The sequence below is a fragment of the Streptomyces cinerochromogenes genome (assembly GCF_014648635.1).
Lineage (GTDB): Bacteria > Actinomycetota > Actinomycetes > Streptomycetales > Streptomycetaceae > Streptomyces > Streptomyces cinerochromogenes.
In genome coordinates, this window is sequence record NZ_BMRM01000002.1 from 471,880 (window position 1) to 491,158 (window position 19,279).

At 72.0% G+C, this 19,279-nt stretch carries 19 protein-coding genes; 7 read left to right on the forward strand and 12 right to left on the reverse strand.

All coding sequences use genetic code 11. From position 1 onward, the window contains the following. Window positions 1-90 precede the first annotated feature (90 nt). The 3 genes from IEZ20_RS05960 to IEZ20_RS05970 all read left to right on the forward strand — a co-directional run bounded on the left by IEZ20_RS05960 (window position 91) and on the right by IEZ20_RS05970 (window position 2,771). Complete coding sequence (locus tag IEZ20_RS05960; RefSeq protein ID WP_189295099.1) at window positions 91-1,227, forward strand: ABC transporter ATP-binding protein; 1,137 nt, start codon at window positions 91-93, stop codon at window positions 1,225-1,227. Between the two features lie 265 nt (window positions 1,228-1,492). Next, entirely contained in the window at window positions 1,493-1,954 is a 462-nt protein-coding gene (locus IEZ20_RS05965; RefSeq protein WP_189295101.1) for a hypothetical protein, read from the forward strand. An 85-nt stretch (window positions 1,955-2,039) separates the two neighbouring features. Continuing rightward, on the forward strand, window positions 2,040-2,771 hold the full coding sequence (locus IEZ20_RS05970; RefSeq protein WP_189295103.1) for a nucleotidyltransferase family protein: 732 nt from the start codon (window positions 2,040-2,042) through the stop codon (window positions 2,769-2,771). A 98-nt stretch (window positions 2,772-2,869) separates the two neighbouring features. Here IEZ20_RS05970 and IEZ20_RS05975 read toward each other — a convergent pair whose 3' ends face one another. The 7 genes from IEZ20_RS05975 to IEZ20_RS06005 all read right to left on the reverse strand — a co-directional run bounded on the left by IEZ20_RS05975 (window position 2,870) and on the right by IEZ20_RS06005 (window position 9,726). Beyond that, a complete protein-coding gene (locus IEZ20_RS05975) occupies window positions 2,870-4,549 on the reverse strand; it encodes a DoxX family protein (protein ID WP_189295105.1) in 1,680 nt (559 codons plus the stop codon). Between the two features lie 151 nt (window positions 4,550-4,700). Next, window positions 4,701-5,642, reverse strand: coding sequence for a 23S rRNA (guanosine(2251)-2'-O)-methyltransferase RlmB (gene rlmB, locus IEZ20_RS05980; RefSeq protein WP_189295107.1), 942 nt, complete (start codon window positions 5,640-5,642; stop codon window positions 4,701-4,703). 126 nt (window positions 5,643-5,768) lie between these two features. Beyond that, a complete protein-coding gene (gene cysS, locus IEZ20_RS05985) occupies window positions 5,769-7,172 on the reverse strand; it encodes a cysteine--tRNA ligase (protein WP_189295108.1) in 1,404 nt (467 codons plus the stop codon). A 72-nt stretch (window positions 7,173-7,244) separates the two neighbouring features. Continuing rightward, on the reverse strand, window positions 7,245-7,649 hold the full coding sequence (locus tag IEZ20_RS05990; protein WP_189295110.1) for a PPOX class F420-dependent oxidoreductase: 405 nt from the start codon (window positions 7,647-7,649) through the stop codon (window positions 7,245-7,247). 57 nt (window positions 7,650-7,706) lie between these two features. Then, on the reverse strand, window positions 7,707-8,204 hold the full coding sequence (gene ispF, locus IEZ20_RS05995; protein ID WP_189295112.1) for a 2-C-methyl-D-erythritol 2,4-cyclodiphosphate synthase: 498 nt from the start codon (window positions 8,202-8,204) through the stop codon (window positions 7,707-7,709). Further along, entirely contained in the window at window positions 8,194-8,946 is a 753-nt protein-coding gene (gene ispD / locus IEZ20_RS06000) for a 2-C-methyl-D-erythritol 4-phosphate cytidylyltransferase (protein ID WP_189295114.1), read from the reverse strand. Before ispD ends, ispF begins: the two co-directional genes overlap by 11 nt. A 297-nt stretch (window positions 8,947-9,243) precedes the next feature. Continuing rightward, a complete protein-coding gene (locus tag IEZ20_RS06005) occupies window positions 9,244-9,726 on the reverse strand; it encodes a CarD family transcriptional regulator (RefSeq protein ID WP_003953493.1) in 483 nt (160 codons plus the stop codon). A 625-nt stretch (window positions 9,727-10,351) separates the two neighbouring features. Here IEZ20_RS06005 and IEZ20_RS06010 point away from each other — a divergent pair. Beyond that, the gene (locus IEZ20_RS06010) at window positions 10,352-11,038 is read left to right on the forward strand and encodes a DUF461 domain-containing protein (RefSeq protein ID WP_189295116.1); all 687 of its coding nucleotides are present in this window, start codon (window positions 10,352-10,354) and stop codon (window positions 11,036-11,038) included. 207 nt (window positions 11,039-11,245) lie between these two features. On the opposite strand, the gene phoP is transcribed toward IEZ20_RS06010, so the two are convergent. Further along, window positions 11,246-11,926 carry a two-component system response regulator PhoP gene (gene phoP / locus IEZ20_RS06015; RefSeq protein ID WP_014673455.1) on the reverse strand — a complete coding sequence of 227 codons (681 nt, stop codon included), beginning with the start codon at window positions 11,924-11,926 and terminating at the stop codon, window positions 11,246-11,248. Beyond that, window positions 11,923-13,173 (reverse strand): two-component system sensor histidine kinase PhoR, encoded by a 1,251-nt coding sequence (phoR, locus tag IEZ20_RS06020; protein WP_189295118.1) that lies wholly within the window; start codon window positions 13,171-13,173, stop codon window positions 11,923-11,925. The genes phoP and phoR overlap by 4 nt, the downstream gene beginning before the upstream one ends. A 180-nt stretch (window positions 13,174-13,353) precedes the next feature. Here phoR and phoU point away from each other — a divergent pair, with 180 nt between their 5' ends. From phoU to IEZ20_RS06035, 3 genes are all read left to right on the forward strand, one after another. Next, window positions 13,354-14,043, forward strand: coding sequence for a phosphate signaling complex protein PhoU (gene phoU / locus IEZ20_RS06025; protein WP_189295120.1), 690 nt, complete (start codon window positions 13,354-13,356; stop codon window positions 14,041-14,043). 165 nt (window positions 14,044-14,208) lie between these two features. After that, window positions 14,209-14,364 carry a hypothetical protein gene (locus tag IEZ20_RS06030; protein WP_189295122.1) on the forward strand — a complete coding sequence of 52 codons (156 nt, stop codon included), beginning with the start codon at window positions 14,209-14,211 and terminating at the stop codon, window positions 14,362-14,364. Window positions 14,365-14,494: 130 nt separating this feature from the next. Then, the gene (locus tag IEZ20_RS06035; protein WP_189295124.1) at window positions 14,495-14,743 is read left to right on the forward strand and encodes an SCO4226 family nickel-binding protein; all 249 of its coding nucleotides are present in this window, start codon (window positions 14,495-14,497) and stop codon (window positions 14,741-14,743) included. Window positions 14,744-14,865: 122 nt separating this feature from the next. Here the strand turns inward: IEZ20_RS06035 and IEZ20_RS06040 are convergent, their stop codons facing one another. The 3 genes from IEZ20_RS06040 to IEZ20_RS39495 all read right to left on the reverse strand — a co-directional run bounded on the left by IEZ20_RS06040 (window position 14,866) and on the right by IEZ20_RS39495 (window position 19,276). Beyond that, window positions 14,866-15,708 carry a GAF and ANTAR domain-containing protein gene (locus IEZ20_RS06040; protein ID WP_229895891.1) on the reverse strand — a complete coding sequence of 281 codons (843 nt, stop codon included), beginning with the start codon at window positions 15,706-15,708 and terminating at the stop codon, window positions 14,866-14,868. A 171-nt stretch (window positions 15,709-15,879) separates the two neighbouring features. Then, window positions 15,880-17,163 carry an MDR family MFS transporter gene (locus IEZ20_RS06045; protein ID WP_189295126.1) on the reverse strand — a complete coding sequence of 428 codons (1,284 nt, stop codon included), beginning with the start codon at window positions 17,161-17,163 and terminating at the stop codon, window positions 15,880-15,882. A gap of 73 nt (window positions 17,164-17,236) precedes the next feature. Continuing rightward, a complete protein-coding gene (locus IEZ20_RS39495; protein WP_229895892.1) occupies window positions 17,237-19,276 on the reverse strand; it encodes a stealth family protein in 2,040 nt (679 codons plus the stop codon). Between the last annotated feature and the right edge of the window lie 3 nt (window positions 19,277-19,279).

A 19,279-nucleotide genomic window follows, 5' to 3' on the forward strand; every position in this document is an offset into this window, starting at 1 on the left:
GATCCAGTTCACTCCGGTGGACTACGCCAACCACCTTCCTACAACGGATCGTCCGGCACGTTCCTGCCGGTAGAAGGGGGCCCATTCACCATGGCCACAGTCACGTTCGACAAGGCGACCCGGATCTACCCGGGTTCCGACAAGCCCGCCGTCGACCAGCTCGACATCGCGATCGAGGACGGCGAGTTCCTCGTCCTGGTCGGCCCGTCGGGTTGCGGCAAGTCCACCTCCCTGCGGATGCTCGCGGGTCTGGAGGACGTCAACGGCGGAGCCATCCGTATCGGTGACCGCGACGTCACGCACCTGCCGCCGAAGGACCGGGACATCGCCATGGTGTTCCAGAACTACGCGCTCTACCCGCACATGACGGTCGCCGACAACATGGGTTTCGCGCTGAAGATCGCCGGTGTGCCGAAGGCGGAGATCCGGCAGAAGGTCGAGGAGGCCGCGAAGATCCTCGACCTCACCCAGTACCTGGACCGCAAGCCGAAGGCGCTCTCCGGCGGTCAGCGCCAGCGTGTGGCGATGGGCCGGGCGATCGTGCGTGAGCCGCAGGTCTTCCTCATGGACGAACCGCTGTCGAACCTGGACGCCAAGCTGCGTGTGTCCACGCGTACGCAGATCGCGTCCCTGCAGCGCCGTCTGGGCATCACCACGGTCTACGTCACGCACGACCAGGTCGAGGCCATGACGATGGGCGACCGGGTGGCGGTGCTCAAGGACGGTCTGCTGCAGCAGGTCGACTCGCCGCGGAACATGTACGACAAGCCCGCGAACCTCTTCGTCGCCGGTTTCATCGGCTCGCCGGCCATGAACCTGGTCGAGGTGCCGATCACCGACGGCGGTGTGAAGTTCGGCAACAGCGTCGTGCCGGTCGGCCGGGAGGCCCTGTCGGCCGCCGCGGACCGGGGTGACCGCACGGTGACCGTGGGTGTGCGTCCGGAGCACTTCGACGTGGTGGAGCACAACGGCACGGTGGCGGCCTCGCTGTCGAAGGACGCCGCGGACGCGCCGGCCGGTCTGGCGGTCTCCGTGAACGTCGTCGAGGAGCTGGGCGCGGACGGTTACGTGTACGGCACGGCCGAGGTCGGTGGCGAGGTCAAGGACCTGGTCGTCCGGGTGAACGGCCGGCAGGTGCCGGACAAGGGCTCGACGCTGCACGTCGTGCCGCGGCCGGGCGAGATCCACGTGTTCTCCACGTCCACCGGTGAGCGGCTGGCGGACTGACGACGGCTGTCCGGCTCCGGCAGGGGCCCCGCGCGCTCGGCGTGCGGGGCCCCTGCCGTTGTCGCGCCGTTGTCGTGCGTTCCCATGCGTTCTCGTGCGTTGTCCATGCCGCTGGATCTTGTCGTCTGATCTCGTCGCCGGATCCTGCGTTGGATCTTGTTGTGGCGTGTCTCGTCAACCCGTTACCCCGAAATCAGCGCCTTCTCATCCCCCATAAGGGTGACTCAATGTCTCCAAATCATCACTGGGCGCTACCCTCACACGCGTGAAGCACTCCACCACCCCACAGACGCGACGCGGCCACCGGGGCGGCCCTGCCCGCCGGATCGGCCGCACTCTCGCCCTCGTCCTGCCCGTCGTCCTGGTGCTCTCCGGGACCCTCGCGGTCACCCGGGTCAACTGGACGGGCAGTCCGTCCAGCTCGGTGCTGGCCGCCTCCGACGTCTCCGCGGCGGAAGCCCCCGCGAGGAGGGTCTCCCGCGCTCCGCAGGACGTGCTCCGCGACCGGCTGATGACGGAGCTGCAGAGCAGGGATCCGGGGGTGGTCCTCACCCACCTCCAGCAGGCCGTCAACGGCCATCCCCGGCTGGCCCGGCACTGCTCGTCCATCGCCCGTGCCCTGGGCCGGGCCGCGGTGCGGATCTACGGCGCCTCGCGCGCCCAGTCGTACGCCCGCCCGGTGTGCGACACGGCCTTCGCCTCGGGTGTTCTGGCCGCGCACAGCTGAGGTGCCGGTAGGAAGTCGGTAACGGCTCCCCGAGAAGCGCGTTGCCGCCGACCCGCCGTCGTGGGGCGCCACGTACAGTGCGGTCATGACCCATCCGAACGCCGCGTCGCGCCCCACTCAAGCCGTGGTCCTGGCCGGTGGCCAGGGCTCACGGCTGCGTCCGTACACCGATGACCGGCCGAAGCCGATGGTCGAGATCCCGGGTACGGGCACTCCGATCATCGGCCACCAGCTGAACTGGCTCGCCGAGGAGGGCGTGACGGACGTGGTGGTCTCCTGCGGCCACCTCGCCGACGTCCTGCAGAAGTGGCTGGACTCGGCCGACCTTCCCGTCTCCGTCACGACGGTCGTGGAGACCGAGCCGCTGGGCCGCGGGGGTGGCCTGCGGTACGCCGCTGCGCGTCTGCCCCATCCCGACCGGCCCTGGTACGCCACGAACGGGGACATCTGGACACGGTTCTCCCTGCGGGACATGGCCGACTTCCACACCGAGCGGGATGCGGTGGCCACCCTGGCGCTGGCTCGTCCGCGGATTCCGTGGGGTGCGGTGCGGACCGACGGGTTCGGGCACATCACCGACTTCATCGAGGCGCCGCCGTCGACGTTCGAGATCAATGCCGGTGTCTATGTGTTCTCGCCGGAGTTCGCTTCCCTGCTGCCCGAACGGGGCGATCACGAGCGGACGACGTTCCCGCGGCTGGCCCGGGAGAAGAGGCTGGCCGGGTTCCCCATTCCGCAGGGGGCGTACTGGCGGGCCATCGACACGGCGAAGGATCTGACCGAGGCGGCCAAGGAGCTGGCTGCGCTCGGTCGCTGACCGTTCCCAGCGCGCCTCCGGGCCGGCCCCCTCGCCCCACGCTCGAAGGGCCCCGTACCTCGCTCGGTACGGGGCCCTCTGTCCGTTTGCCCGGTCCGTCAGCCCAGCAGGCCGCCCACCAGGCCCGGCTGGCCCGTGGAGGTGCTGCCGCCGCCGGAGGAGGTGCTGCCGCCCGTGGTCGAGCCGCCGGTGCCGGTGCCGCCGCCCGTGCTGGTGGGGCCCGCCGTCGTGCTGGGGGCACCGCCCGTGGGAGAGGTCTGGCGGGGCGGGGCCTGGCCCGTGGTGCCCTGGGTCTGGGTGGGGGTCGTGGTGGTGGCGCCGGTGGTGCTGCGGCTCGTGCCCGGGGTCGTCGCCGCGCCGGAGGGGCTCGCGCCGGCGGTGGCGCCGCCCGTCGGGGAGGCGGAGGCCGGCGGGGTGGTGCGGTGCCGTTCGCCGGGCTCCTGCGGGAGCGGGGAGCCGGGGAGCTGGTTGCGGGGGGCCTCGCCGGGGCCGGGGACGACCACGCGGCTGGAGTCGCGGACCGCGCCGCCGAGGAGGGACCCGACGAGGAGGGTGAGGCCGACCGTGACGGCGGTGATCAGGGCGCCGCGGCGCAGGACGTAGCGGCGCAGGTCCCAGATGTCGGCGCGGGGGCCGAGCCGGCGCCAGGCGCTGCCGGCGAGGCGGCCGTCGACGGAGTAGACGGGGGCGCCGGCGATGATCAGGGGGGACCAGGCGGCGAGGTAGATGATGTCGGGGGCGTCGTAGGCGGGGACGGTCTTCCAGCTGACCGTGACGATCAGGGCGGCGGAGAGCAGGGCGCCGACGACGGCGGTGACGCGCTGCCAGCAGCCGAGGATGGTCAGGACGCCGACGACGACCTGGAGGAAGGCGATGACCAGGCCGGAGCCGACCGGGTGCTGCAGGGCGAACTGGCGCAGTGGCTCGGCCACGTCCCAGGGGTGCAGGGTGTTGAGCCACTTCACCATGGAGCCGCGTTTGCCGCCGTCGAAGTAGACGGGGTCGCAGAGCTTGCCCATGCCGGCGTAGAGGGAGATGAAGCCGAGGAAGATGCGCAGCGGGAGGAGGACGACGCCGAGGTTGAGCCGGCGGCCGGGGTAGTAGGCGTGCCGGGCGGGGTCGTCGCCCTGGCGCCTGGCGGGGCCCGGGTGGCCGGAGTCGGTGGCGGCGGGGTCGTCGTAGCCGTCGTAGCCGTCGTAGGGGGCGTACGGTTCGTGGCCGGGGTCGGGGTGGGGTGGGTCGTCGTAGGCGCCGGTGACCGTGCGCATGTGCGGCAGGAGGCGGGTGCCGTCGGCGTCGGGGGCGGTGCGCTGGTGGCCGACGACGGGGGTCTCGACGGTCTGGTCGAGGGTGTCGTAGGTGTCGGGGTAGGCCGTCTGGACGCGCGGGATGACCTGGGTGGCGCCGGCCTCGGGCTCGTCGGCGTGGCGGACGCTGCTGCCCCGCACGGCCTGGAGGAGCCGGTGGGCGCCGGTGTCGTCGGGGGCGGACCTGCCGCTCCACACGACGGGGCGGCGGCGGCCGGTGGCGCCGGCCCGGCCCGCCGTGCCCATGACGGGCATCCGGGCGGTGTCCTGGGTGGCGCTCAGGTGCCGGGCGATCCGCGGGGATCGGGTGCGCTGGGCCGCCGCGCCCAGCTGCACGCGGAAGCTGGCGTGATTGACGATGACCTGCGCCGGATCGCTCGGCACCTTCACCATGCTCAGCGCGGGAGCGTCGTCGTATCCCGACGAGCGGTCCCCCGTGGGTGTGCGGGGTGTTCTGGTGTCCACACTCATCTAACCGAGTGACGTGGCGTTAGGACACTGCTTTGACCGGGCGGATGTGTCCGGACCCCGTCAAAGCCGTCCCGAACGCCTCATGGACGCCCGAATGCCCCCGCAGGGGTGAGGTTCCGGACGGGTGTTCAGCCCGCCCGGGCCGTTGTTCTCAGCTCCGTCGGCGCGAGGCCTCGTAGAGCACGATGCCCGCCGCGACACCGGCGTTGAGGGACTCGGCGCCGCCCGGCATCGGGATGCGGACGCGGAAGTCGCAGGTTTCGCCGACGAGGCGGGACAGGCCCTTGCCCTCGCTGCCGACGACGATGGCGACCGGGCCCCCCAGCGCCTCCAGGTCGCCGAGTTCCACCTCGCCGTCCGCCGCGAGACCGACCACCGTGAGGCCGGCCTTCTTGTAGGCCTCCAGGGTCCGGGTGAGGTTGGTGGCGCGGGCGACCGGGGTGCGGGCGGCCGTACCGGCGGAGGTCTTCCAGGCGCCGGCGGTCATGCCGGCCGAGCGGCGCTCGGGAACGACCACGCCGTGGCCGCCGAACGCGGAGACGGAGCGGACGACGGCGCCGAGGTTGCGCGGGTCGGTGACCCCGTCCAGGGCGACGACCAGCGGGTCCTCGCCCTCCTCGGCGGCGGCGTCGAGCAGGTCCTCGGGGTGCGCGTACTCGTACGGCGGGACCTGGAGGACGAGGCCCTGGTGGTTGAGGCCGTTCGTCATGCGGTCCAGTTCGGGGCGGGGCGCCTCCATGAGGTTGATGCCGCCGCGCTCGGCGGCGAGCTGGAGGGCCTCGCGGACGCGCTCGTCGTTGTCGATGAACTGCTGGACGTAGAGGGTGGAGGCGGGGACGCCCTCGCGCAGTGCCTCGACGACCGGGTTGCGGCCGACGACCAGCTCGGACGTCGACCTGCCGGCGCCCCGGCGCTGCTGCGTGCGGCCCTGGGCGCGGCGGGACTTGGCCGCGGCGGCGCGCTGCTTGGCGTGGCCCTTGCGCATCTCGGCGGGCGGGGTCGGACCCTTGCCCTCCAGGCCCCGGCGCCGTTTGCCGCCGCTGCCGACCTGCGCGCCCTTCTTCCCGGACATGCGGCGGTTGTTCGCGGCCATGAGTTACCCGTCTCTGCTCTCTCGGAAAAAGCGTGTCGTACGTACGTCGTGTACGTGTGCGTCGTTGCGTCTTATGCAGTGTGCCGCCCGGAGGGCCGGGCGGCACAATCGATCAAGGGCTGGTGCTCAGCGGGCGCCGAGGCTCCAGCGCGGGCCCTGCGGGCTGTCCTCGATGACCAGCCCGGACTCCTTCAGCTGGTCGCGGATGGCGTCGGCGGTGGCCCAGTCCTTGCGGGCGCGGGCGGACTCGCGCTGGTCGAGGACGAGGCGTACGAGGCTGTCGACCACGCCGTTCAGGTCCTCGCTCCGGTCGGCGGACTCGCCGGCCCAGTGCGGGTCGAGCGGGTCGAGGCCGAGCACGCCGAGCATGGCGCGCACCTCGGCGAGGCGGGCGACGGCCGCGTCCTTGTCGTCGGCGGCCAGTGCGCTGTTGCCCTGGCGGACGGTGGTGTGCACGACGGCGAGGGCCTGCGGGACACCCAGGTCGTCGTCCATCGCCTCGGCGAAGGCGGGCGGGACCTCGTCGGCCGGCTCGACGGTCTTCCCGGCCAGCTCGGTGACCCGCTGGACGAAGCCCTCGATCCGGGCGTACGCGGACTCGGCCTCGCGCAGCGCCTCCTCGCTGTACTCGATCATCGAGCGGTAGTGCGGGGTGCCCAGGTAGTAGCGGAGCACGACCGGGCGCCACTGCTTGACCATCTCGCTGACCAGGACGCTGTTGCCGAGCGACTTGGACATCTTGTCGCCGGCCATGGTGACCCAGGCGTTGTGCACCCAGTACCGGGCGAAGTCGTCGCCGTAGGCCTTGGCCTGGGCGATCTCGTTCTCGTGGTGCGGGAAGATCAGGTCGAGGCCGCCGCCGTGGATGTCGAAGACGCTGCCGAGGTACTTGTGGGCCATCGCCGAGCACTCCAGGTGCCAGCCGGGGCGGCCGGGGCCCCACGGGGTCGGCCAGGACGGCTCGCCGGGCTTGGCGGACTTCCACATGGCGAAGTCGCGCGGGTCCCGCTTGCCGGTCTCACCGGTGCCGGAGGGCTGCTGGAGGTTGTCCAGCTCCTGTCGCGACAGCTGGAGGTAGCCGGGGAAGGAGCGCACGTCGAAGTAGACGTTGCCGTCGGCCTCGTAGGCGTGCCCGCGCTCGATGAGGCCCTGCATCATCTCGACCATCTCGGTGACATGGCCGGTGGCGCGCGGCTCGTACGTCGGCCGCAGGCAGCCGAGGGCGTCGTAGCCCTCGTTGAAGGCGCGTTCGTTCTCGTACCCGATCGACCACCACGGCCGGTTCTGCTCGTGGCTCTTGGCGATGATCTTGTCGTCGATGTCGGTGACGTTGCGGACGAACGTCACCTCGTAGCCGCGGTACTCGAACCAGCGGCGCATGATGTCGAAGTTGAGGTACGAGCGGACGTGGCCGATGTGCGGTGCCGCCTGGACGGTGGCGCCGCACAGGTAGATCGAGACACAGCCCGGCTTGACCGGGGCGAAGTCACGGATCTGCCGGGCGCTGGTGTCGTACAGGCGAATCGTCACGAGTCCAGAGTAGTGGGCGTGAGCGAGTGCCTCACGCCCTTCCCCCGTGATACCGGGCCTCGATACCGGGCCTCAGACGCGTCCGACGACCTTCTGCGGCGTGATCCGTACGACGACCCGCTCGGCGTCGTCCTTCGAGGCCGGGTTGAAGTCCGCGTAGTCCTTGCCCGTGTACTTCCGGCTGAGTTCGTCGATGAGTTCCCGGCCGCCCTCGGTGGTCACCTCGGCGGTGCCGCGGATCTCGGCGTAGGCGTACGGGTTCGACGGGTCCATGACGACGACCGTCACCCGCGGGTCGCGGCGCAGGTTCTTCTCCTTGCGGCGGTCGACCGTGGTGGAGAAGAGGAGGTCGTCGCCGTCGCGCTTGACCCAGACCGGGGACATCTGCGGGCTGCCGTCGGGCTGGACGGTGCCGACGACGATGAACACCTTGTCGTCGAGCAGGGACTTCAGGCTGTCGGACAGTGCGGCGGACATGGGTACCCTCCGGGTTCCGGCGATCACTGGCGGTCGTGAGGGTACCCTCGCACGGCCTCAGCTCACCCGCACCACGAGTGCCGTCGCCACCGCCATCAGGCCCTCCTCGCGGCCCGGGAAGCCGAGGCCGTCGGTGGTGGCGCCGGAGACGGAGACGGGTGCGCCGGCCGCCTCGGAGAGGATCTTCTGGGCCTCGTCGCGGCGCTTGCCGATCTTCGGGCGGGGGCCGACCACCTGGACGGCGATGTTGCCGATGGCGAAGCCCGCCGCGCGGACGATCCGGGCCGCCTCGGTGAGGAGGGTGGTCCCGGAGGCCCCCGACCATTCGGGGCGGCCGGTGCCGAAGTGCCGGCCCAGGTCACCGAGTCCGGCGGCGGAGAACAGGGCGTTGCAGGCCGCGTGGGCGACGACGTCGGCGTCGGAGTGGCCGGCGAGTCCGGGGCCCTCCCCCTCCCACTTCAGGCCGGCGCACCACAGCTCGCGGCCCTCCTCGAAGGCGTGGATGTCGGTGCCGATGCCGACCTGCGGCAGCGGGAAGCCGGTCTCAGAAGCCATCGTTGAGCCTCCTGCGGGCCAGGACCGCCTCGGCGAGGACCAGGTCCAGGGGGCGGGTGACCTTGAAGGCCTCCTCGTGGCCGGGGACGGCCACGACGGGCAGTCCCAGCTGCTCCACCATGCTCGCGTCGTCGGTGACGTCGTCGGTGACGCGTCCGTGGGCGCGGACGAGGGTGGCCCGGTCGAAGCCCTGCGGGGTCTGCACGGCACGCAGCCGGGACCGCTCGGGGGTGGCGACGACCGGCTCCGGGGCGCCGGGCTCGGCCGCGGGCGCGACCTCCTTGACCGTGTCGGCCAGCGGCAGCGCGGGCACCACGGCGGGGGCGCCGTCGCGTACGGCCTCGATGACCGCGTCGACCGTGTCGACCGGGACGAGCGGCCGGGCGGCGTCGTGGACCAGCACGATCTCGTACTGCGGCGGCAGGGCGTCGAGGCCGAGCCGGACCGACTCCTGGCGGGACTCCCCGCCGGGCACGACGAGGAAGTCCGTGCGGTCGGGCAGCGCGTGCGCGTCGAGCAGGGACTTGACCTCGGCGGCGCCGTCCGGCGGGGCGACGACGATCACCAGGGAGACATGGCGGGACGCGGCGAGGGCGCGGACCGCGTGGATGAGCATGGGTGTGCCGTTCAGCGCGCGGAGCGCCTTGGGGGCGCCCGGGCCGAGCCGCACGCCCCGGCCGGCGGCGGGAATCACGGCGGCGACGGAGGCCTGCGCGGGCGTGGGGCGTGATTCGTCAGACATCGGTTCCTGTCAGGTTTGTGTGCTCGACCTACGTGGGTATGGCCTGGAGGAGTGCCGGGCGCGACGCCTTGACCGGACCCTTTCCGTGACCCTGGTCGAGCCATCCGCCCGGGCCCGGCACGACAAGTATCGGGGGGCTGTGCAGTGGATTCCCTGCTGTACGGAGGATTCCCCGAAGAGCACCCGCCTGCGGGGACGAACATGCCGCAGCGCCCGGCGACAGGGTCAGTGTCATCGGGCACCGCGGCATTTCGGTGTGCTGGGCGTGGCGGAGGCGAAGGTCGCCGCCGCTGCGCGTCAGGAGGCGAGCACCTCGTCGAGCAGGGCCTCGGCCTTGTCCTCGTTCGTGTTCTCCGCGAGAGCCAGCTCGCTCACCAGGATCTGGCGGGCCTTGGCGAGCATGCGCTTCTCGCCGGCGGACAGTCCGCGCTCGCGCTCGCGACGCCACAGGTCACGCACGACTTCCGCGACCTTGATGACATCGCCGGAGGCGAGCTTCTCCAGGTTTGCCTTGTAGCGACGGGACCAGTTCGTGGGCTCCTCGGCGTACGGTGCACGCAGCACCTCGAAGACCCGGTCGAGTCCGTCCTGACCGACCACATCACGCACGCCGACGAACTCCGCATTGTCCGCTGGCACACGTACCGTCAGGTCACCCTGGGCGACCTTCAGCACCAAGTAGGTCTTGTCCACGCCTTTGATCTGGCGAGTTTCGATGGCCTCGATCAGCGCGGCCCCGTGATGGGGATAGACCACGGTGTCGCCAACCTTGAACGTCATGTGACAGGTACCCCTTCCGTGGCTATCCAGGGTAACACGGATACGGCGTCTTCTGAATGGCGTTTTCGCAGGTCAGGGCATATCTCGGGGCTTGACAACAGCAACCGGAACGTGCTGCGGGCCGCCCCCGGAAGCGGGTATTCGCAGGTCGGAGGGGCTCTCCGGGCGGGGTGAAACGCCTACGTTACACACCTCGACTGAGCCCTCCAAGGGGTGGAATGTCACGATTTGTCTGCCCTCAAGGGTGCGACTTCCGCTACTCCGTTCGGCGGCCGGAGGCGGATGTGAGCCGAATCCGGAATTGATCAACCGCCGCCGGACGGGTGCCGCGTGATCAATATCGGGGGTGGTCCCGCATTCCTTCACGGAAAATTTGCGAGGGGTCTTTGGGGTGCCGAGAGGGCGTCGCCGCCGCGTTATGTGAATGACGGACGGACGGCTCCGCAATGTGACCGGGGAGTCACTTGTGCCTGGTGAGGTACCCCCACCTGGAGGGAAGCCCGGGGCTTGGGGGAGGGTCGGGTGCGATCGCCTCGGAACGGCTCGGTAACCTAAGGCCGCTGACAGACACTTAGGGTGGCTTTATAAGGGGAGCCGCCCGCGCGTTCAAGGAGTTGCCGCCGCCGTGAGCAGCAGCCTTCGACGCGGCGCCCTCGCCGCCTCCGCCATCGTCTTCTCGATCGCCTCGCTCGCCGCCTGTGGCGCCGGCAACAACTCGCAGACCCTGGAGATCAAGCCGGACAACGCCGCGACCAGCGTCGGCGCCATCAAGATCCAGAACGCCCTGGTCATCACCCAGCCGGACCCGGAGTCGACGGGCCCCGCGGTGGTCTCCGCGACCCTGTTCAACTCCGGCCGCACCGACCAGACCCTCCAGTCGATCGCCGTGGAGGGCAGCAGCACGCCCGTCGAGCTGAAGCCCGCCAAGGGCCAGAGCCTGACCGTCCCCGCGGGCGGCTCGCTGGTCATCGGCGGCAAGGACAACGCCTCCGCGTCGCTGCCCAGCGGCGGCGAGGCGGTCAAGAACGGCAACGTCCAGAAGCTCACCTTCACCCTCAGCAAGACCGGCGCGGTGAGCCTGAACGCCTACGTGGTCCCGGCCACCAGCTACTTCGACAAGTGGGGCCCGTCCCAGATCCCGTCCGCCTCGGCCTCCGCCGGCGGCGCCCCGGGTGCCACCGCCTCCGGCAGCGCGAGCCCCTCCGGCAGCGGCAAGCCGGCGAAGGGCCACCAGACCGGCCCGTCGGCCACCGCCTCCCACTCGGCCGCCACGCCGAGCGACTCGGCCTCCCAGTCGGCCGCGGGCCACTGACCGGCTGACGGCCGGGCCGTACGACACGAGGGCGGCACCCCGCGCGGGGTGCCGCCCTTCGTCGTATCCGCCGGCGACCGTCGTGACCCGCCGTATCCGTGGCGTCCGCCGCGTCCGCCGCGTCTGCCGGGTCTGCCGGGTCTGCTGCGTCCGCTGTGTCCGCTGTGTCCGCTGTGTCCGTACGTGTCGGCGCTGTACGGCTACGGCCTACGGCTCGAACTTGTAGCCCAGTCCCCGCACCGTCACCAGGTACCGCGGCGCGCCCGGGTCCGGCTCGATCTTCGCGCGCAGGCGCTTGACGTGGACGTCGAGGGTCTTGGTGTCACCGACGTAGTCGGCGCCCCAGACGCGGTCGATGAGCTGCATGCGGGTCAGGACGCGGCCGGCGTTGCGCAGCAGCATCTCCAGGAGGTCGAACTCCTTGAGCGGCAGGTCGACCTTGGAGCCGCCGACGGTGACCACGTGCCGGTCGACGTCCATGCGGACCGGACCGGCCTCCAGCGCGGCCGGGGTGACCTCCTCCGGCTCGCCGCGCCGGCGCAGCACCGCGCGGATGCGGGCGACCAGCTCGCGCGAGGAGAACGGCTTGGTGACGTAGTCGTCGGCTCCTATTTCGAGACCGACGACCTTGTCGATCTCGCTGTCCTTCGCGGTCACCATGATCACGGGGACGTTGGAGCGGCCACGCAGCTGGCGGCAGACCTCAGTGCCGGGCAGGCCCGGCAGCATCAGGTCGAGGAGGACCAGGTCGGCGCCGTTGCGCTCGAACTCGTCCAGGCCGTCGGGGCCGGTCGCCGCGACGGCGACCTCGAAGCCCTCCTTGCGGAGCATGTACGACAGGGCGTCGGAGAAGGACTCCTCGTCCTCGACGACGAGCACTCGGGTCACGGAAGGACCTCCGGGGCGGGAAGCGGTTCGTACGGGGATGAGTCGGTGGGACCCGCCTCGTCGTCGAGGTCGGGGTGCTGCTGTGCGCGGTCGCGGGCCGCGCCCGCCTCCGGCAGCCTGAGGGTGAAGGTGGAGCCCTGGCCTTCGGCGCTCCAGACCGTGACCTCCCCGCCGTGCGAGGCGACCACGTGCTTGACGATGGCGAGACCCAGACCGGTGCCGCCGGTGGCCCGGGAGCGGGCCGGGTCGACGCGGTAGAAACGCTCGAAGATGCGCTCCTTGTCCTTGTCCGAGATGCCGATGCCCTGGTCGGTGACGGCCAGCTCGATCATGTCGCCGCCCGGCGCGTTGACCCTGCGGGCGGCGATGCCGACGCGGGTGCGGGCCGGGGAGTAGTTGACGGCGTTCTCGACCAGGTTCCCGAGGGCGGCGGCCAGCTGTCCCCGGTTGCCCCAGACGCTCAGGTCGGCCGTGCCGCCGGCGGCTATCGTGATCTGCTTCGTGCCCGCCTGGTGGCGGCAGCGGTCGATGGCCTCGGTGACCAGCTCGTCCACCCCGACCGGCTCGGCGTCCTCCAGCGGGTCGTCGTTCTGCACCCGGGAGAGGTCGATCAGCTCCTGGACCAGGTTGGTCAGCCGGGTCGCCTCGATCTGCATCCGGCCCGCGAAGCGCTGGACGGCCTCGGGGTCGTCGGAGGCGTCCATGACGGCCTCGGAGAGCAGGGAGAGCGCGCCGACGGGCGTCTTCAGCTCATGGCTGACGTTCGCCACGAAGTCGCGTCGTACCGCCTCGATCCGGCGGGCCTCCGTCAGGTCCTCGACCAGCAGCAGGACCAGGCGGGAGCCGAGCGGGGCCACGCGCGCGGAGACGGCGAGGGCCTCGCCGCGCCCGGTGCCGCGCCGCGGCAGATCCAGCTCGACCTGCCGTATCTCCCCGTCGCGTCTGGTGTCCCGGGCCATCTGGAGCATCGGCTCGACGGCCAGCTTGCCGCCGCGGACCAGCCCGAGGGCGTACGCGGCCGAGCTGGCCTTGACGACGGTGTCGGCCTCGTCGAGGACGACTGCGGAGGAGCGCAGCACCGACAGAACGGTGTCCACGCCGGGCGGGAGTACGGGATCAGTGTGCAAGGAAGTCCTGGTGGGTCGCTTCTGGTCGCGTTCGCTCCAGCGGAACGCCAGCATGGCGATGACGCCGGTGAGCACCCCGGCGATCGCAGCCGCTGCGGCGACCGCCGCGTTCACGTCCATGTCTCCAGGTTAGGCATGGCCCACGACATGACCACAGCCGTCGAGGTGCGACCTCGAACACTCGTCGCCCAGAGTTCACCTTGCAGCCAGTACCGGTTCATTCGGGGTGGCGGAAACGGACGCGTGCGGGGCAGAACGTGGGAGCGTGGGGACCAAGCACGCCTATGAGAGGGAACCCTGATGCGGGACGCGTACCACGAGGAACTGGACTCGATCGGCGACGGACTGGTGGAGATGGCCCGGCTGGTCGGCTCGGCGATCGGGCGCGCCACGACCGCCATGCTGGACGCCGATCTGAAGCTGGCCGAGAGCGTGATCGAGGCCGACCAGAAGGTCGACCAGCTCCAGCACGACCTGGAGGCCCGGGCGATAGCCCTGCTGGCCCGGCAGCAGCCGGTGGCGACGGACCTGCGGATCGTCGTCACGTCGCTGCGCATGTCCGCGGACCTGGAGCGCTCCGGCGACCTCGCCCAGCACGTGGCGAAGCTGGCGCGGCTGCGCTTCCCGGAGCGGGCCGTTCCGCACGACCTGCACGCCACGATCCTGGAGATGGGCCAGCTCGCGCAGCGCCTGATGGCGAAGGCGGCCGAGGTGATCGTGACCAAGGACGTCGACCTCGCGCTCCAGCTGGAGCAGGACGACGACGAGATGGACCTGCTGCACCGCACGCTCTTCCAGCACCTGATCGACGACCGCTGGAAGCACGGCATCGAGACGGCCGTGGACGTCACCCTGCTGGGCCGCTACTACGAGCGGTACGCCGACCACGCCGTGGCCGTCGCCAAGCGGGTGGTCTACCTGGTGACCGGCGAGCACGCGGACGACCTCCAGCAGGACATCCAGCCGGTGACGGGGACCGAGGGCGCGTGAGCCCTCGGGCGCCGCGCGGGCCCTCCGGCGCCGCGTAGGCCCTCCAGGAGGCCGGCCGGGGCGGGGCTCGCGAACGCCTGAACGCCTCCGTGCGCCGTTGATGCGCCCGGCCGAACGGGCATGGAATGGGCGAGGGCATCCCTGCCCAAGGTCTAGGAGGGTCCCATGGCCGAATCCCCCAGCACCACGCCCGATCCCACGCAGGAGCGCGAGACCGAGCAGTCCGCCGAGATCAGGAGCCTTCCGCTGTTCGGCGCGTGCGGCTGCGGTTCCGGATGCGGCTGCGGGTGCCAGTCGGGCAACCCCTGCCAGTGCGGCTGAGCGACACCGCTCGACGCCGGCGGGGCCGGTGCGAACCGGGTTCGCACCGGCCCCGCCGGCGTACCGGGTGCCCCTCCCGCCCGCCGGGCGCAGCATGGACATGAGCGGCGTCGAGAGGAGGTGTGGGGCCATGGCCAGGTTCATGGACGTACACCGCGGTATGCAGGGCATCACGGCCGAGAAGCTGATGGAGGCGCACCAGGCCGACCTCGCCATCGAGCAGGAGGAGTCCGTGCACTTCGAGCACGCCTGGGCGGACCCGGACTCCGGCACCGTCTACTGCCTCTCCGAGGCACCCTCGGCCGACGCCGTGCAGCGCGTCCACGAACGCGCCGGGCACCGGGCGGACGAGGTGCACGCGGTGTCACTGGAGGCCTGACCGGCCCCCTGGGCCCGCCGGCCACATCAGTCCCTTGGAGGCACTGGCTCCGGTAGGTCCGACCGGCCCGACCGGCGGCTGCGGGCCCCGGTGTGCCCGAGCCGCGGATCACGGATCACGGATCACGGTCCGCCGTCGTACGGCCGGGCGGGGTCGCCGCCGTACGCCTCCGGGCGGAAGCTCAGCCGGTGGGAGAGGACGTCCCGGGACACCTGGCTGACCGTGCGGCCGTCGGCGTACGCGCGGGCCCGCAGCCGGTCCAGCGCCTGGCAGGGGTCGACGTCGAGCTGCACCATCACCATGCCGACCGCCTGGTGGACCTCGGTGTGGTCGGCCTCCGAGGCCGCCACCCAGGACGCCACCTCGTCCGCCGTGTCCTCGTCGGTGCCCGCACCCGCGGTACCGCGGACGGCGGTCCGGAAGTTCATCAACGCGAAGGTGACCGCGTCCCGCACCCACAGCGCGACCCGCAGATCGGGCTCCGCCAGCCCGCCCACCCGGTCGCTGTACAGGTCGAGCGTGCCTACGGCGGTCCGGCCGACGCCGATCGGCAGCGAGAACACCGCGCGGACGCCGAGGCCCACCGCCTCGTGCGCGAAGATCGGCCAGCGGCGCGCGTCGGGGCCCTCGGTGAGGTCGGCCGCGAGGACCGGGGCGCCCCGGTCGAGAGCGGCCTGGCAGGGGCCGTCGCCGACGGTGTACTGCAACTCCGCCACCCGGGCGGCGACCCGGTCACTGGCACACCAGGTCACGCGGATGCCCCGGCCGCCGGAGATCGACACGGAGGAGCCGGTCACCGGCAGCAGCCGTACGCAGGCGACGCACAGCGCGTGGGGCACCGCCAGCAGGTCCTCGGCACCGCGCGCGGCGGCGGCCAGCGTCTCGCTGACCCGCAGCCGTCCCTCGGCATCCGACGGCACCCCGCCGCCGCCCCACGCCCCGGGCTCCTCGGGCGGCATCCTCATCACTCCCGCCGCGGCACGATCTCCACCGAGCTGCTCCACCGGTCCTGGTCCACCGGTCCGGCCACCGGTCCGGTCTCGGCCTGTGGATACCGGGTTCCCAGGACGGCGGAAGTAACTGCGCGTTTCCGCCGTGCGGGCAGGCGCCGCCGGCGTGGTGACGGTGGGCGCCGTCTACGCGGTACGCACCCCGGTCTCCTTCTGTTCCTGTTCCTGTTCCTGTTCCGGTTCCTGCACCGGGGCCGGGGTCCGGGCCGGGGGTTCCGGGGGCAGGCCGCGCATGAGGACGCCGTACCCGGCCGCCGCCACCGTGCCCACCGCCGCGCACATGGCCCACAGCCACGCCGCGCCGAGGTTGTCGATGACCGCGCCCGACATCAGCGGGGCGACGAGGGCGGCGAGGGACCAGGACAGGGAGTACACGCCCTGGTAGCGCCCGCGGCCGTGCACCGGGGAGAGGCGGACGACGAGACTGGTCTGGGTCGGGGCGTTGACGATCTCGGCGAGGGTCCACACGCACACGGTGAGCATGAAGACCCCGACCGAGCCGGCGAACGCGGTGAGTCCGAAGCCGTAGCCCGCGAGGATGGAGGAGGCCACCAGCAGGGTGCGCGGGTCGCGGTGTTCGATGAACCGGGTGACCGGGATCTGCAGGGCGACGATCAGGATGCCGTTGACGGCGATGGCCAGGCCGTAGTCGGCGGGCGAGAACCCGGCGCGGCCCATGGCCACCGGCAGTCCGACCGATCCCTGCTGGAAGACCAGGGCGACGAGGAAGGACAGTCCGACGACGGCCATGTACCGCCCGTCCCGCAGGACGGTGCCGAGGCCGGTCCCCGCCTCCGCCTGCTGGGCCGCGGGCGCGGGCCGCGACTCGGGCAGCTTCGCGAAGACGACGACCGCGCAGGCCAGGGTCATCCCGGCCTCGATGAGGAACCCGGCGAGATAGCTGAACTCGGCGATGAACCCGGCGGCCATGGAGGACACGGCGAAGCCCAGGTTGAGCGCCCAGTAGTTGAGGGAGAAGGCCCGTACCCGGTCCTCGGGGCGGACGATGTCGGCCATCATCGCCTGTACGGCGGGCCGGGAGGCGTTGGAGGCCATGCCGACGAGGAAGGCGACGGCGGCGATGGCCACCGGGCCGGTCATGAAGCCGAGCAGGGCGACGGAGGCCGCGGTGGCGGTCTGGGCGATGAGCAGGGTGGGCCGCCTGCCGAGCCGGTCGGCCATCACCCCGCCGCCCAGCGAGGAGACGACCCCGCCGAGGCCGTGCAGGGAGGCGACGAGACCCGCGTACGACGCCGAGTACCCGCGGTCGAGGGTCAGGTAGAGGGCCATGAAGGTGGCCACGAACGCGCCCAGCCGGTTGACGAGGGTGCTGGTCCACAGCCACCAGAAGGCGCGGGGCAGCCCGGAGACGGATTCGCTGACGGCTCGTCTCATACGGGCAGGTGACATCGATGATCCCCCGGTTGCGTAAGCGGCTCAAACGGCGAGCACAAATTACAAACGCGGTACTCGGGGGCGCCACTCAATTAGCGGTTCGCGTCAATCGGGCAGCGGCCGGCCGGCGCCGGGACGCCTTCCGTCCTCGTCGTGCGGGGGCCGGGGCCGGGTACGAGGCGGTCCGGGCGGCCCGCTCGAAGCGGCTCGGGAAGGGGTACTTCCGCTCCAGGAAGGCACGGATGGCCTCCTGGGCCGCCACCCGGTCCGCCGGGGCGGTGTCCACGTCGTTCAGGCAGAAGAAGTCCACGTCCTCGCCCGCCGCGAGCCGCGCCAGCCTCCGGCGCATGTCCGGGGTGCCCAGCTGGACGTACCGGAAGCTGTACTCGGCCGGTACGGCCCGGCCCGTCGCGATCGCCCAGTGGTGGTGCAGCGTGGACGCCGGGGCGACGTCGGTGGTGGACCGGAAACGGGAGTACGACGTCCGCTCCAGCTCCTCGATGCCGAGGCCCTCCATCTCCCGCATCACCGACAGCAGCTGGGGGTGCGGGGTGTGCAGCGACTTGTGCGTGACGTACCTGCCGTGGAAGCGCCGGATCACCTCACGGGCGTTCTTCCCGGCGGAGTTCGGCGCCGGCTCCAGGGGGTGCGGGGCGCCGACCCCGAGCTTGAGCGGGGACAGCGGGATGCGGGCGATGCCGTTGCCGTGGAAGAAGCGCTCGGCCCCGACCGGGCGGTTGATGAAGACGTCGTCGTTGAAGTAGAGGTAGTGCTCGGACAGGCCCGGTATGTGGTGCAGCCGGCTCTCGATCGCGTGCGAGTTGAAGACGGGCAGCGCGTCGGCCGGGAGGATGTCCCGGTGGTCGACCACGGTCAGCCCCTCCGCCTCCGGGTCCAGCCAGGAGGGTGTCTGCGAGTCGGTCACGAGATAGACGTGCCGGATGAAACCGGCGTACATCTCCAGCGACCGCAGCGCGTACCTCAGCTCGTCGTGGCTGGTGTACCGGGAGGCACCGGTCTCGCGCGGTGCGATGGCGTTGTGGGAGAGCGCCTGGTGCGCCCGCCGCTTCACGGCCATCACCGGATCGTCCCCGTCGACCCAGGTGTACACGGCGTCGACGGGGAAGCACACCTGGTCGATACCGGGCTCGGCGAACGCGGGGAAGGTGGGCAGGGGGCGGCGGGCCGCTGCTCCGGCAAGGACGGCGGACGGCTGGGGGGCCGCCGTGGCCGACGGCTGGGGGGCCGCCGTAGCCGAGAGCTGCTCGACGGGCATGGCCGACGACTGCTCGGCGGTCATGGCCGGCATCGCCGACGGCTGGTCGGCGGGCAGGGCCCACGGCTGCTCGGCGGGCATCGCCGACGACTGCTCGGCGGGTATGGCCGACCACTGCGGAGGCACCGCGCCCGGCGGCTGCCACGCCCCGGCCGGCAGTACCTCCGACACGGCGTTGCGGCGCGGGGCGACCAGCGAGGGGCCGAAGTCGTCCTGCAGACGGGTGCCGGGGACGGTGAGGTGGGCCGGGTCCCGGCCCAGATCGCGGCCGTAGCGCCAGAACTCGATGTCGCAGCCCGTCTCCAGCCCGCCGAGCACCTGACCGCCCGGCCCCAGCCGGACCAGTCCTGCCCGCAGCACCGGCGCCCCGCGCAGCGCCCGCGGCAGCCTGCCGTCGGCCCACAGCACCGCGCTCGTCACCGCACCGTCCGCGCCCACCGCACCGACGTACGCGGCGCTGCGCGCGAAGTGCCGCAGGGCCCCGGCGAGCACCGCGGCACGGTACGACTCCTCCACCCCGACCACCGGCCGCGGCACCCCGGGCCCCTGCTCGGCGGGGACCAGGAAGTACGGCACCCCGGCCGCCTCCAGCAGGGCGCACACCTGCTCCAGGTCCGCGGCGGCGGCCTGCGCCGCGGTGTAGCCGGCGACCGTACCCCCGTACAGCCGTACCGGTCCGACCGCGACCCGGCGCAGCCCCGGCACGGCGGCGCGCAGCCGGCGGCGGGCCGGGGCGGCGCGCAGTGCCCACAGGCGGGCCGCCAGCCACAGCCGCAGGCGCAGCAGCAGGTCCCGGACGGCCCGCAGGCCCGGGGTCGGCGTCGCGAGACGGTGACGGAGGTCGATGGCCATGGC

Excerpts from the sequence above, each read along its gene's own strand:
- ispF (WP_189295112.1), bottom strand. The coding sequence starts at position 8,204 with ATGGCTTCTGAGACCGGCTTCCCGCTGCCGCAGGTCGGCATCGGCACC.
- IEZ20_RS06045 (WP_189295126.1), bottom strand. The coding sequence starts at position 17,163 with ATGTCACCTGCCCGTATGAGACGAGCCGTCAGCGAATCCGTCTCCGGG.
- IEZ20_RS05960 (WP_189295099.1), top strand. The coding sequence starts at position 91 with ATGGCCACAGTCACGTTCGACAAGGCGACCCGGATCTACCCGGGTTCC.
- rlmB (WP_189295107.1), bottom strand. The coding sequence starts at position 5,642 with ATGGCCGCGAACAACCGCCGCATGTCCGGGAAGAAGGGCGCGCAGGTC.
- IEZ20_RS05970 (WP_189295103.1), top strand. The coding sequence starts at position 2,040 with ATGACCCATCCGAACGCCGCGTCGCGCCCCACTCAAGCCGTGGTCCTG.
- IEZ20_RS05990 (WP_189295110.1), bottom strand. The coding sequence starts at position 7,649 with ATGTCCGCCGCACTGTCCGACAGCCTGAAGTCCCTGCTCGACGACAAG.
- IEZ20_RS06005 (WP_003953493.1), bottom strand. The coding sequence starts at position 9,726 with ATGACGTTCAAGGTTGGCGACACCGTGGTCTATCCCCATCACGGGGCC.
- IEZ20_RS05975 (WP_189295105.1), bottom strand. The coding sequence starts at position 4,549 with ATGAGTGTGGACACCAGAACACCCCGCACACCCACGGGGGACCGCTCG.
- IEZ20_RS06030 (WP_189295122.1), top strand. The coding sequence starts at position 14,209 with ATGGCCGAATCCCCCAGCACCACGCCCGATCCCACGCAGGAGCGCGAG.
- phoU (WP_189295120.1), top strand. The coding sequence starts at position 13,354 with ATGCGGGACGCGTACCACGAGGAACTGGACTCGATCGGCGACGGACTG.
- IEZ20_RS06035 (WP_189295124.1), top strand. The coding sequence starts at position 14,495 with ATGGCCAGGTTCATGGACGTACACCGCGGTATGCAGGGCATCACGGCC.
- phoR (WP_189295118.1), bottom strand. The coding sequence starts at position 13,173 with ATGGACGTGAACGCGGCGGTCGCCGCAGCGGCTGCGATCGCCGGGGTG.
- IEZ20_RS39495 (WP_229895892.1), bottom strand. The coding sequence starts at position 19,276 with ATGGCCATCGACCTCCGTCACCGTCTCGCGACGCCGACCCCGGGCCTG.
- IEZ20_RS06040 (WP_229895891.1), bottom strand. The coding sequence starts at position 15,708 with ATGAGGATGCCGCCCGAGGAGCCCGGGGCGTGGGGCGGCGGCGGGGTG.
- ispD (WP_189295114.1), bottom strand. The coding sequence starts at position 8,946 with ATGTCTGACGAATCACGCCCCACGCCCGCGCAGGCCTCCGTCGCCGCC.